The 13,402-nt window shown below is 47.6% G+C and carries 11 protein-coding genes; 8 read left to right on the forward strand and 3 right to left on the reverse strand.

The window, feature by feature from the left end; translation table 11 throughout:
* Window positions 1-402: 402 nt before the first annotated feature.
* From ACQ4M4_RS04930 to ACQ4M4_RS04940, 3 genes are all read left to right on the forward strand, one after another.
* Window positions 403-1,236 (forward strand): WecB/TagA/CpsF family glycosyltransferase, encoded by an 834-nt coding sequence (locus ACQ4M4_RS04930; protein WP_430683354.1) that lies wholly within the window; start codon window positions 403-405, stop codon window positions 1,234-1,236.
* Between the two features lie 47 nt (window positions 1,237-1,283).
* Window positions 1,284-2,711 (forward strand): polysaccharide biosynthesis/export family protein, encoded by a 1,428-nt coding sequence (locus ACQ4M4_RS04935; protein ID WP_430683355.1) that lies wholly within the window; start codon window positions 1,284-1,286, stop codon window positions 2,709-2,711.
* Window positions 2,712-2,996: 285 nt separating this feature from the next.
* Window positions 2,997-5,201, forward strand: coding sequence for a GumC family protein (locus tag ACQ4M4_RS04940; RefSeq protein WP_430683356.1), 2,205 nt, complete (start codon window positions 2,997-2,999; stop codon window positions 5,199-5,201).
* Here ACQ4M4_RS04940 and ACQ4M4_RS04945 read toward each other — a convergent pair.
* The 3 genes from ACQ4M4_RS04945 to gmd all read right to left on the reverse strand — a co-directional run bounded on the left by ACQ4M4_RS04945 (window position 5,198) and on the right by gmd (window position 7,889).
* Window positions 5,198-5,512 (reverse strand): hypothetical protein, encoded by a 315-nt coding sequence (locus ACQ4M4_RS04945; RefSeq protein WP_430683357.1) that lies wholly within the window; start codon window positions 5,510-5,512, stop codon window positions 5,198-5,200. The genes ACQ4M4_RS04940 and ACQ4M4_RS04945 overlap by 4 nt on opposite strands.
* A 323-nt stretch (window positions 5,513-5,835) precedes the next feature.
* A complete protein-coding gene (locus ACQ4M4_RS04950; RefSeq protein ID WP_430683358.1) occupies window positions 5,836-6,798 on the reverse strand; it encodes a GDP-L-fucose synthase family protein in 963 nt (320 codons plus the stop codon).
* A gap of 11 nt (window positions 6,799-6,809) precedes the next feature.
* A complete protein-coding gene (gmd, locus tag ACQ4M4_RS04955; protein ID WP_430683359.1) occupies window positions 6,810-7,889 on the reverse strand; it encodes a GDP-mannose 4,6-dehydratase in 1,080 nt (359 codons plus the stop codon).
* A 945-nt stretch (window positions 7,890-8,834) separates the two neighbouring features.
* On the opposite strand from gmd, the gene ACQ4M4_RS04960 reads away from it, so the two are divergent.
* From ACQ4M4_RS04960 to ACQ4M4_RS04980, 5 genes are all read left to right on the forward strand, one after another.
* Window positions 8,835-9,821, forward strand: coding sequence for a decaprenyl-phosphate phosphoribosyltransferase (locus tag ACQ4M4_RS04960; RefSeq protein ID WP_430683360.1), 987 nt, complete (start codon window positions 8,835-8,837; stop codon window positions 9,819-9,821).
* 133 nt (window positions 9,822-9,954) lie between these two features.
* Complete coding sequence (locus tag ACQ4M4_RS04965; RefSeq protein ID WP_430683361.1) at window positions 9,955-11,028, forward strand: glucose-1-phosphate thymidylyltransferase; 1,074 nt, start codon at window positions 9,955-9,957, stop codon at window positions 11,026-11,028.
* 114 nt (window positions 11,029-11,142) lie between these two features.
* On the forward strand, window positions 11,143-12,219 hold the full coding sequence (gene rfbB / locus ACQ4M4_RS04970) for a dTDP-glucose 4,6-dehydratase (protein WP_430683362.1): 1,077 nt from the start codon (window positions 11,143-11,145) through the stop codon (window positions 12,217-12,219).
* Window positions 12,220-12,357: 138 nt separating this feature from the next.
* Complete coding sequence (locus ACQ4M4_RS04975) at window positions 12,358-12,972, forward strand: YqeG family HAD IIIA-type phosphatase (RefSeq protein WP_430683363.1); 615 nt, start codon at window positions 12,358-12,360, stop codon at window positions 12,970-12,972.
* A gap of 4 nt (window positions 12,973-12,976) precedes the next feature.
* Window positions 12,977-13,315 carry an SMR family transporter gene (locus ACQ4M4_RS04980; RefSeq protein ID WP_430683364.1) on the forward strand — a complete coding sequence of 113 codons (339 nt, stop codon included), beginning with the start codon at window positions 12,977-12,979 and terminating at the stop codon, window positions 13,313-13,315.
* The last annotated feature ends 87 nt before the right edge of the window (window positions 13,316-13,402 follow it).

The raw sequence follows: 13,402 nt of genomic DNA on the forward strand, positions 1-13,402 counted from the left end.
CCGATAGCGATACTTATCTCAGTGATCCCGTATCATGTGTTAATCCCGTATGAAGCGCATATGACAGCACTGTGAATTTTGGGAGGAGAATATAGCCTTTTCTGGTGATTTCTCTATATTTTGGGTTTATTGTGCCAATTGGAGAAAAACTACAGCGATCCGGCTGAACTGACCATGATGCGGTTCACCTGCTACATAGAACAGTGACAGCTCAGGTTCTCTGTTTGGGCTAATTGGTACTACAAACGATAAAAGTTATCGGCGGTACGTTTTAGGTTTATTCGTTTGAGTTCTTGCTCCTTGCTTCTGTGAACTGCATATGTTGAGCCAGATTGCTCTTCGCGAGCTGGAGAAGGGCTGCTAGTTGATGTGCGCGATTTGAACGGTCTTAAAAACTGCTAAGTGAAAGAAATTGAGGATTGTGAAATGCTTGTGTTGGAGGAGAATCTTCCTGTTCAGAGTGTGATTGGCTATCCTGTTGCTGCATTGACATTTCAGGAGCAAATCTCACTAATGATGCAGTGGGCAAAGGAAAAGGTCAGTAAAGTGGTGTGCATCGCCAATGTTCACATGTTGGTTGAAGCTTATCAAAATAAGCAGTTCTCGGATATTTTATTGCAGGCCGATTTGTTAACGCCAGATGGGATGCCTCTAGTTTGGATGTTGAAATTGCAAGGAGTGCATAATCAAGATCGAGTTGCAGGCTTGGATGTCATGCTGTCTTTGTGTAAGCAAGCTTCGGCTGCTGGGGAAAGTGTGTTTTTCCTAGGGTCCCAGGCTTCAATTTTAGAGAAGATGCAAGCACGACTCAAGCGAGAATTTCCAGATCTCAAGGTCGCTGGGATGGAACCTCTCCCATTTCGTCCGTTGACCCCAGAAGAAGATGCAGCAATCATTGAAAAATTGAATCAGAGTGGTGCTGGTCTTTTGTTTCTTTCCTTGGGATGTCCAAAGCAAGAAAAGTGGATGGCGGAACATAAAGACAAGGTACACATGGTGATGTTGGGACTGGGTGCTGTTTTTCCGCTCTATGCTGGCATTCATCGGCGGGCTCCTCGATTTGTTCGGCTATCTGGGTTCGAATGGTTATATCGATTGCTACAGGAACCCAAGCGTTTAGCAGGTCGGTATGGCACTACAATTCCTGTATTCATCTGGCTGGCGCTAAAGCAACTCCTCAGCGCGAAAAGTACCACGCTGTTGGATAAAAATTATTCTCTGCGCAGCAATGCTTGATCACAGGAGTTAAGGTTGGTTGGCACTTGTCAGGTACTGATGCAATTATGAAACGAATGGTATTGCTAGCAATCTTTGTTGGATTGCTGGCGGATCTGTCAGTAGGGGCAGAACGAGTTGGCGCTGCTGAGGGAGGGACTCAGCTTCAGCAGCGTGACTCGTCAACACCTGTGGATGCTGCTTACACCCTAGGCGCGGGCGATCGCGTTCGAATTGAGGTGTTTCGCATGCCTCAGTACAGTGGCGAAAACTCAGTGATGGTGGATGGTAGCCTCAACCTACCGGTTGTTGGCAGTGTAGATGTTGAGGGTATGACATTAGCCCAAGCTGCAGATGCGATCTCAGGGCGTTATGCGCAAATCCTCCGTCGTCCGCTTGTGACTGTAAGCTTAATCACACCGAGACCCATCGAAATTGGAGTAGTCGGCGAGGTAAATCGTCCTGGTGCTTACACCGTAAATCGAGATGGGGCTCAGTTTCCCAGTATTACCCAGCTGCTGGAAACGGCAGGAGGGGTAAGGCAATCTGCCGATCTGCGCCGTATTCAAGTCAGGCGACCGCAACGCCCTGGTGTAGAAACTATCATTGCTGTCGATCTGTGGCAGTTTTTACGCACAGGAGACCTGCAACACAACTTTAGTTTACGCGATGGAGATACGGTGGTTGTTCCACCTGCCGAAACAATCAACCTAGCAGAAGCAGCACAAATCGCATCCACCAGCTTTGCCCCTGCAGGTGCCCCAATTAATATTGCGATCGTCGGACAAGTCTTTCGACCTGGCACATATACGGTTTCAGGCAATGCACGCACAGCGCAAGCTGGAGTACCTGGTGGGTTAGATCAGGGAGGAGGGCTCGCTCCTACGGTGACTCGTGCGATTCAAGTTGCTGGAGGAATCATGCCAGATGCCGATATCCGCCAGGTCCAGATTCGTCGAACCACTCGCGCTGGAACGGAGCAAGTCCTTACAGTTAGCCTGTGGGAATTGTTGAAGGCAGGAGACTTGAACCAGGATGTCATTTTGCAGGAGGGGGACACGGTAGTTGTTCCACTGGCAACTGCACTAGATCCAACCGAGGCAAACCAAATCGCCTCAGCCAGTTTCTCCCCGAATACGATTCGGGTGAATGTGGTTGGAGAGGTAGTTCGTCCCGGCGTGGTTGAAGTTCCTCCAAATACGCCTTTGAACCAGGCCCTGCTATCTGCAGGTGGGTTTACCAATCGCGCAGCCCGTCGCGAGGTTGAATTGATTCGCTTAAATGGCAACGGAAGCGTTGCTCGACAAGAATTGCCGATTGACTTTGCTCAGGGCATCAATGAAGGCAGTAATCCCGCTTTGCGCAACAATGATGTGATTATTGTGCGGCGATCTGGGTTTGCGAGTACAACAGATGCTCTCGAAGCAGTCACAAATCCGATTGCTCGATTCTTTACGCTGTTCTCATTACCGTTAAATCTCTTCCGTCTTTTTTAAGCGTTATCAAATGTCTTGGGTGAGTCGCTGCTGGTAATTTTCACAATCATTCTTGCTCTAAACCAGGCTTCATTGAACTCCTATGATCGGTATAGGGAGTTCAATGAAACACCCTGTCATCCAATAAATCGCAATTGAATTCATCAAATTGCGGTATTGCTATTAAATTCTTTATCGGACATTTACCCTTTATTTCTATTCCCTTAGATAGAATAGCAGCAACTCGATTGAAGAAAAGCCATTATGAAGGCACATCAATCCTCTATCGTAGGTCCTCAAGCTGCTTTGCCTTCAACATCTGATGAAGAGGGTGGATTGGCACTTGGGCAGCTAGTCGCTGCTGTCCGCCGTAAGGCTTTTTTGGTAGCAGGGGTAACGATCGTGGTTGCTTCCCTAGCCCAGCTACGAGCCTTGACCGATAAACCTGTTTATACATCTGGATTTGAAATTCTAACTAAATCTGTAACGGCCGAATCGGAGTTGCTTTCTTCTCTACCTCAAACGCTTAGCAATCGACAGCAAGGCGCAGCACCGGCTGAAACCCTAGACGCAACTAAAATTCGAGTTTTGCAAAGTCCAAATTTACTCTACCCCGTTGTGGAGGAGTTGAAGGCGCGCCATCCAGACATCAGCTACGAAGCAATTGTTGCGAATTTGAAGATTGCCCCGAATGGCGAGACGATTCTGACTGTTTCATTTACGAGTGAAGATGCTCAACTGGTAGAAGATGTTTTGGCATCTGTGTCAGCGAGATATTTGGAGTACAGCTTGGAGGAACGGCAGAAGGATATTCGGCAGGGAATCAAGTTTGTTGAGGAGCAGCTTCCAGATCTAGAAGCAAGGGTTGCTAGAGAGCAAGAGCAGCTAGAACGGTTTCGACAGCAGTTTAATTTAATTGATCCCCAGTCTGCAGCCCAAATCTTGGCAGGGCAATCGGGCACTCTAGCCCAGCAACAGCTTGATACACAAGCGCAGCTTGAACAAGCCCGCTCACTATACAGCCAAATTCAAGCAGAATTGACGGGTCAGTCTGCAGAATTTGCGGCTTCGTCTGCTTTGATCCAAAGTCCACGCTACCAGAAATTATTGGATCAGCTGCTGGCTATTGATAGCCAGCTAGCGCAGGAGTCAGCTCTGTACTTAGATTCCAGCCCTGAAATTCAAGTGCTGCAAGAGCAGCGCCAAAATTTAGAACCGCTACTGCGTCGGGAGGGGCTGCGTGTCGAACGATCCGTCGCTAGCGGCATCCGTGAATTGGAGAGCAAAAGTCAAGCTTTGGCTCAGGCGATCGCCGATGTTAACCAGCAAATCAAGAATCTATCCACGATTACCCGTCGATATAACGACCTTCAAAGAGGAGTAGAAATTGCAACAAATAATCTCAATCAATTTTTGGCGAAACGAGAGGGGTTGCGAATTGATGCAGCACAGCGGCAGGTACCGTGGCAGCTGCTGACTCCTCCAGGGGATCCCGTTCCAAGTGCAGCCAGTTTGAAGCGGAGTTTGATCCTAGGGGTTGTGTTGGGTAGCTTACTTGGAGTCGGGGCTGCTCTACTTCTGGACCGGATCAGTAACATAATTGCCACGACAAAACAAGTTAGAAGTATCACCAGACTGCCAATGCTTGGTGCGATTCCAGTCAGCCGAGATCTGGATAACTTTGACTCCATGCATGTCGCTGTGCAGTTATTCCAGTCGGCACAGGGGGAATTAAGCTTTTTACGAGAATCCCCTCAATTAAGGCACAACACCCCGTTTCAAGAAGCGTTTCGATCGCTCAACGCAAACATTCGGTTGCTGAATCCTGATGAACCAGTGCGCTCGATGACGATTTGCTCTGCGACCCCTGGCAATGGCAAAACTACGGTTTCTGCTCATTTGGCATTGACGGCTGCGGCAATGGGGCAACGGGTACTTGTTGTTGATACGGATTTACGGCGCTCCCGTTTGCATCATCAATTGGGTTTAAAGAATGAGGTTGGCTTGACAGATGTCGTTTCCGGTAGCGTAGACTGGCGCGATGCAATTCAACCACTTCCATGGGAGCCGAACGCATTTGTACTGTCGAGTGGAATGACTCCGCCTGATCCAACTCGGATTTTGGCCTCGCGCGCGATGCGTGAGCTCATGCAAGCGCTGAAAGATGAGTTTGATTTGGTGATTTACGATACACCACCATTGTTAGGCTTTGCAGATGTGTATTTGTTTGCAGCTGAAACGGATGGATTGCTGCTGGTTGTGCGCCTGAATCACTTAAAGCAGTCGCTGCTGGAACAAACAATGGAAGAACTGCGTTTGGCAAGGGTTCCAATGCTAGGCTCACTCGTGAATGCATCGGAGCAGACCTCATTCCCCTCCTATGCGTATTACCAGTCCTACGGCGAACAGGATGGGATTGAAGCAGCCATGGCACCGTTGACTGCGCCGATATTTACCGCTCCAAAGCGGATGAAAGAGCTATGGAATACAGTTCAGAAACGCTTTCATTAACTGTAGTTTTCCTCCAATAAGGCAATCCACATACCGGATGGATCGGTATAATAATCAATTTTTTTGACGGTGTAAGTTTGGGTCTGTCCTTGGTGCTGCAGCATGATGCGATCGCCAAGTTTTACCCCTTTTCCCTGTCCGGTCATATGGTATTGGTTGGGATGCTCTATAGGCTCGATCACATAGTCAAGATCTGGTTGATGGTGGGTGTAATCATGCGTCTTGGCAGCCGTTCTGGAGGAACGGCCCAGGCTACCGACCCACGTCACAATGTTTTGGCGCAGCGTGATTTTGTGTTGTCCCAGCATCATGTGATACCTCTATAGTGTGTAAAGACCGACGCAGACGACCAAGCTTATCCTGCCATACGCTTCAATCTAAAGCTAATCCAGGAGTAGGGGTTGCTTCCTGGCATTTATGAAGCAAAAAAAGTGGTTCTAACTTAGCTTATATTACCCGCGGATGGCAAACGTCCTTTAGAGGCGGGATCGAAAAATGTATACACAAAACTGGGCCTTCTGTGGTTCTTGTTCCCAAGAACCACAGAAGGCCCAGTTATAAAGTTGATGTTACTCCGCAGGGTGATTCCTTAGAGTTTCAATTTGATCCCCTACTCATCAAAAAGCGCGTTGTGTCAGGGCTCGTTCTCAGCGCTGTGCTGGCGGTACCAGTTGATGGTATTCATGAGTCCTTGACGAAAGCTAACTTCGGCAACAAAGCCAAATTTTTCTTTGGCCCGCTGGGTATCGAGGCAGCGACGGGGTTGTCCGTTCGGTTTGTCCGTTTCCCATACAAGTTCACCGTCGTACTCCATCAACTCGCAGATTGACTCAATCAAATCTTTGATAGAAATTTCATAGCCGGTTCCTAAGTTCACCGGATCGGGTTCGCTGTAGAACTGGGTTCCCATGACAATGCCTCGAGCGGCATCGGTAGAATAGAGAAATTCTCGGGTGGGTGAGCCATCTCCCCAGACTGAAATTGTGCGATCGCCCCGTTGTTGAGCCTCATGGACCTTACGAATCAATGCGGGAATCACATGAGAACTGCGCGGGTCAAAGTTATCCTCAGGACCATACAGGTTCACCGGCAGCAGGTAAATACCGTTGAACCCGTACTGTTGTCGATACGCTTGCAGTTGCACCAGCAGTGCTTTCTTGGCGATTCCATAGGGAGCGTTTGTTTCTTCGGGGTAGCCATCCCAAATGTCATCCTCTTTAAAGGGAACTGGGGTGAATTTAGGGTAGGCGCAAATAGTGCCAACACAAACAAATTTTTGCACACCAGCTTCGTAAGCACTATGAATGAGCTGCGTGCCCATCATCAAGTTGTCGTAGAACAACTCGGCAGGCTTTTCGCGGTTCAAACCAATGCCACCAACATGAGCAGCTAAGTGAATGACAATATCTTGTTGATCGACTGCTCGTTGGCAGTGTTCAAGCCGACGCAGATCGCAGTCGTGCGATCGTACGACGGTAATCTTGTCGGGGTTCGCCCCCGCCTGAACAAGCTGATGCACAACCTGCTTACCTAAAAATCCAGCTCCGCCGGTAACCAAAATTCGCTGATTGGTGAGAGAAAGGGAGGATTTGCTCATGATTTTTGTCCTTAGGAAACCACCGTACCGATCACGCTACGAATCGTCGCGTGGTCTAACACGGGCTGCTGAGCATGCCCTCTCAACGGAACTAACCCCAGCGCTTTTAGATCGGCTTCAACCATGAGTTTTACGAGTTCCTCAAAAGATACACTAGGTTCCCAACCCAACTTTTCTTTCGATTTGGAGGGATCTCCAATTAACAAATCAACTTCGGCAGGGCGCAAATACCGCTCGTCGAACGCCACATAATCTTGCCACCGCAGGTTTACATGACCAAAGGCAAGTTCCAAAAACTCTTCGACTGAGTGCGTTTCACCCGTAGCAATGACATAGTCATCGGGTTCTTCTTGTTGTAGCATCAGCCACATTGCCTTGACATAGTCTTTAGCATACCCCCAGTCGCGTTTGGCATCGAGGTTGCCCATGTAGAGCTTTTTCTGCTGCCCTGCAACAATACGCGCGATCGCCCGCGTAATCTTTCGCGTTACAAACGTTTCACCCCGCCGTGGCGACTCGTGGTTAAACAAAATGCCATTGCAAGCAAACAGACCATAGGATTCGCGGTAGTTAACAGTTTGCCAATGAGCATATACCTTGGCACATGCATAAGGACTGCGCGGATAAAAAGGAGTCGTCTCACGCTGAGGAACTTCTTGCACCTTTCCATACATTTCGGATGATCCCGCCTGGTAAAAGCGAACATCAATTTCAGTCCGGTGGCGATAGTCGCGAATGGCCTCTAGCAGCCGCAGTGTGCCAGTACCGACCGTATCAACAGTGTATTCTGGTGCATCAAAGCTAACGCGCACATGAGATTGAGCACCCAGGTTATAGATTTCATGCGGTTCAACTTCTTCGAGAATGCGCCGCAAGGTTGTGCCATCTGTCAGATCTCCATAGTGCAGAAACAGTGATGCCTGCTCGTTGTGGGGATCTTCATAAATATGATCAATGCGATCTGTATTGAACGTAGAAGTTCGACGAATAATTCCGTGTACTTCGTATCCCTTTTCCAATAAAAGTTCGCTCAAATATGACCCGTCTTGTCCTGTAATGCCTGTAATCAACGCACGCTTGTTCTCTGCCATTTTGGTTCCTTTAACGTATTCAAATTTTGGAAGACTAAATATCGAGAGCCATCAAAAACCGATGTTCCCGAATATTGACTAAGCAGTCCTGATTGCGTCAGGGGTCGCGTTTCGTCGCTTGCCACATAAAATACGGCAGACAGTACAAGCAACCCTTTGTTTTGAGCGCACGGCACGATGCAAACCTGATGAACTAGCCCATTGGGCAATTGAGCGATACCTAAACCGACACATGATTATTATCCGTCAAGGGATATATAACATAGGTCCGTTGTCAGAGTGTTAGCTAAGTTTGTGAGTCTGCATAAACTACACATAAACTACACAAACAAACCCGTAGTTCTACATAAACTACATGAATTTGTCAGTTCATCCTGCATGACAACACATAACCTTTCACCAAATCTTCTACACCATCCATCCCTACGAAAATTGAAATACATACTCTAATCAGTTTCCGCTCCAAGAGAACTAGATTTACTGAGCGAAGGAATAGCCCTATACCTCCTGAATTCATGGATTGAGGACTGTCGTTTAGCCAGCAAAGCTGAGCATGTTAAGCCTCTATAAAGCATATATGTTAAGAAAATAAAGTCGAGAAATAAAAATAGGCTATTACCTAAACCACCTTGTATTTTGTGTGTATCAGAGTAATTTTTCTAGGCCAAATTGGTGTTTTTGCTAGCCAAGCTTAGGTCATCTAGTCAAGTTCCGAATCCGTAGTTATTAGAGCTTACAGAGGGATTGTTCACCACCAGAACCCGAATGCTCACACTAGCGGGCATCTTGTGTCTCACCATACTGGCAATTGATTCAATCACCTCTGTTCCATGCGGGAAATAGGTGAAATACAAACGGTGAAATACAAACGGTGAAGAGTCTGTTGAATGATTATTTGCAAACGCAACTCAGTGAATTGCTTCGGTAAAACAGCTGGATAAAGCCATGAATCCATTGAAATCACAAAATAAAAGATTGCATTCTGTGGCTCTGCTGCCACGGAACGAGAAGCAAACACTGAAGGTGTTTCTACGCGCAGTCCGGGTTCGGCAGTGGACCAAGAACTTAATTGTGTTTGCTGCACCACTATTTGCCTTCAAGTTTGCACCTGAAACTTTGGTTGGCAGCCTGTTGGCGTTTATTTTGTTTTGCTTTACTTCCAGTAGTTTCTATCTCATCAATGACATTATTGATGTTGAGTCAGATCGCCGACACCCCGTTAAGTGTAAGCGGCCGATCGCAGCAGGCTTGATCAGTATCCCTGTTGCGATCGCGATGGCGTTTTTATTGCTGTTCGGCTCACTGTTTATCGGTTGGTCCCATACCCCCTTGTTAGGGATGACGATTCTGGCGTATGCCTTGCTGCAAATTGCCTACAACCTGGTTCTAAAGCACAAGGTTATCGTGGATATTGTTGCGATCGCCACGGGGTTCATTCTGCGAGCTTGTGGTGGTGCAGCAGCAACCGGCATCATGTTATCGCCTTGGTTCTTGCTGTGTACCGCAATGTTGGCCCTATTTTTGGGGGTAGAAAAGAGAAAGGCAGAGTTGCGCCTGTCGGAAATTAAAGGCAGCAAATCGCGACGAGTATTAGAACGATACTCCTTACCCTTGTTGAACCGCATGGAGAGCATTGTTACCAATGGCACTCTACTTACCTATGCGCTCTGGAGTTCTGGGCCTTTGGTAGATGGAGCGTCTACCTCATGGATGCTGCTGACCCTTCCCTTTGTGCTTTACGGCGTGTTTCGCTACCAGTTGTTGAGTGATCCTGAGGAAATTGCCCGACGGAATTTGGGAGCTGAGCAGGGTGGTAAGACTGAGCGGCCTGAGGAAATTCTCCTAGGAGATAAGCCGCTATTGCTGAATGTCCTTACCTGGCTAGTTGTCACATTTACGATTTTGCTAGTAAATCAGCAGGGCGTGATTTAATCAACGGACGTTTTTAGCGATATGGATTTTATCCATATCGCTAAAAACTGAATTGAGTCACATTTGAATTGAGATTGACTTCGCTGCTATCCAATTGCGCCGATGTTCCCATTGGAATATCTCTGACACCATTATGAAAGCAATTATTCTGTCTGGTGGAAAAGGAACTCGTCTGCGTCCTCTAACTTACACAGGTGCGAAACAGCTAGTTCCAGTCGCAAATAAACCGATTCTCTGGTATGGCATTGAAGATTTGGTTGCGGCAGGCATCATCGATATTGGAATTATCATTAGTCCCGAAACAGGGCCAGAAGTACAGGCAAAAACAGGCAACGGCGAACAATTTGGAGCAAACATTTCCTATATTTTGCAGGAGGAACCCGCAGGCTTGGCGCATGCGGTGAAGGTGGCTCAACCCTTTCTCAAAGATTCACCGTTCATTATGTACTTGGGCGATAACCTGGTGCAGAGCGATCTGAGCATTTTTTTGAATGAGTTTAAGTCTCAGCAACTTGATGCCTTGACCCTATTGTGTTCCGTGCCAAATCCTACCGCTTTTGGAGTTGCCAAAGTCGATGAGAAGGGGCGAGTGTTGCAATTAGTTGAAAAACCCAAGAAGCCTCCGTCAAATCTGGCATTGGTTGGAGTTTATCTGTTCAATCGCACTGTGCATGAGGCGATCGCCAATATTCAGCCTTCTGCGCGGGGCGAATTGGAAATTACCGATGCAATTCAATATTTAATCGACCAGCAGCGAAAAGTAGAAGCCCGACAGATTCAGGGCTGGTGGCTTGATACTGGCAAGAAAGACGACTTACTAGAAGCAAACCGAGTGATTCTAGATACCTGCTTGACAGCATCTACCTACGGCGATGTCGACAATCAAAGCCAAGTCATTGGTCGGGTACAAATTGGCCAGAACACGCGAGTGATAAACTCCACCATTCGTGGCCCTGTGGTGATTGGTGAAAACTGCCACATCGAAAATTGCTTTATTGGGCCTTATAGCAGCATTGCTGATGGGGCAACGTTGATCAACGCTGATTTGGAACACAGTGTTTTACTGCAAGGTGCAACGGTGACGGGGGTTCATCAACGAATTGTAGATAGCCTAATTGGGCAGCGAGCACATATTAAAGCTGCACCAAGGCGGCCCAAGGCCCTGCGATTCATGATTGGGGATGATAGCCAGATTGAACTCACTTAAAGCCAATTGAGCAAGACTGGCCCGTCGCGGAGCGTCTAAAGTTTTCCGACTATTTTTTGGGGTTGAACTCCCACGAAAGACTTAAGTGCTCAAGTTTTACAAGGATTAAGGACGATGACCTCGACTGAGCGATCTCGCAATATTTTGATTACAGGAGGAGCCGGATTTATTGGCTCTAATTTTGTCCATCATTGGTGCAAGCATTATCCGAGCGATCGCGTTGTGGTGTTAGATGCGCTCACCTATGCTGGAAACCTCAAGAGCTTGGCCGATCTAGACAGCCATCCCAATTTTAGATTTGTTCAAGGTGACATCTGCGATCGCATGTTGGTGAGCCAGCTCTTGGCTGAAGAGGCGATCGATACGGTAGCTCATTTTGCAGCCGAATCTCATGTGGATCGCTCAATTCTGGGGCCAGATGCATTTGTGTTAACCAACGTGGTGGGCACATTTACCCTATTGGAAAGCTTCCGGTATCACTGGATGGAGCGAGGAAAGCCAACAGGCGATCGCTTTCTCCATGTATCAACCGACGAGGTCTACGGCAGCCTGGGGGCAAACGATCCATCCTTCACTGAAACGACTCCCTACACGCCCAACAGCCCTTACTCAGCATCCAAGGCAGGCAGCGACCACCTGGTCCGTGCCTACTTTCACACCTATGGAATGCCAACGCTCATGACCAACTGTTCTAACAATTACGGCCCCTACCATTTCCCTGAAAAGTTAATTCCTTTGATGTGCATCAACATTTTGATGGGAAAACCGTTGCCCGTTTACGGCGATGGTCAAAATATTCGCGATTGGCTGTATGTAGAAGATCATTGCAGCGCATTGGATTGCGTTTTGCGCTATAGCGCTCCTGGTGAGACCTACAATATCGGCGGCAACAATGAAGTGAAAAACATCGATTTGGTTCATATGCTTTGTGGCCTGATGGATGAACTGGCTCCAAACCTACCTGTTCGCCCATCTAAACAGTTGATTACCTTTGTCAAAGACCGCCCTGGCCACGATCGCCGCTATGCAATTGACTCGACCAAACTACAAATGAAACTTGGGTGGAAACCATCAGTTACCGTAGCCGAAGGCCTACGACACACAGTTCGGTGGTATCTCACCAATCCAGACTGGTGGCAACCTTTGCTATCCGAAGAATACCAGGCTTACTACCAAACCGTATATGCATGACACCGGGGAGAAGGTAAATTCATCAGGGTCAAAAATTTTACAAGACTTTCAAGTCCAAAGATTTGAGTATGAAGCTTGGCTGAATTGTCGAGCAAATTACGTATATACCCGGTAACTTCGTTTATTTTCTACGTAGCGATGCTAAATCAGATTACTCCTATTTTCCGCAAAATCCCTTTGCTCTCTGGGCTAGTTCATCTGGTTGAGCGATCGCTCAAAAAAGCCAACACTCAGCCATTTGCAAATCAAGCTGATACGCTTGCTGAAATAGACCTGAATCATTTGATGACAACTCGCATTGGGGGCATCATTCTAGACCTAGATAACACCATCGTGTCTGAAGACGATCGCTATATTTCTCCGGAGGCTGTGGATTGGATCAAACGAGCCAAAAGTTTGGGACTCAAGCTGTTTATTCTATCGAATGGAAAACGTCGCTACCGGGTTGAATATTGGTCTAACTATCTGGAAGTACCAGCGATCAATCCGGCTAAGAAGCCTTTCCCAACTGCATTTCGCAAAGCCTTGCAGCATATGGAGCTTCAGCCTGAGCAGGTTGTGGTGATTGGGGATAGCCGTCATACCGATGTGCTGGGTGCGTGGATCGTGGGATGCCCTTGTATTCAAGTGGCCTCTTTGCCCCATCCTCCCCGTTGGTGGGAAACACTGCTCGGCAAATATGTTCAAACTCCTTATCCGATGGAACGCTCGCTCTGGAACTTTCAACCGTCGGCCCACTATCGAAATCCTTAATGCTATGCCGTCTTATCTGCTCTCAGCTCTGCTCATCCTTAGCACGGTCGGGTTGAACACCTTGGCTCAAGCTCTCCTCAAGCTTGGCTCTGGACAAAGTCCACTGAATTTGTATTTATTTGGTGGAGTTTGTATGTATGGCTTAAGCACGTTGTTCTACATCGCTGTGTTGGGTAAGTTCAACCTTTCTGTTGCTTATCCCATCATCATTGGGTTAACCATCTTGTCAACAACTTTAGTCGGAGCATCGTTCCTAGGTGAAAAAGTGGCAACAACACAATGGGTTGGCATCGGGCTAATGCTCAGCGGTATTTCGGCGATCGCATCTGTCATCAAGCTCTAAATTCATCCAATAAAAACCAACTTGGCGATTTTTACAAGCATCAATCATTCAAGTTGCGGATAGCAGTCCATTCCCCCTTCCCTAACT

The sequence above is a fragment of the Leptolyngbya sp. AN02str genome, assembly GCF_050565595.1.
Taxonomy (GTDB): domain Bacteria; phylum Cyanobacteriota; class Cyanobacteriia; order Elainellales; family Elainellaceae; genus Kaiparowitsia.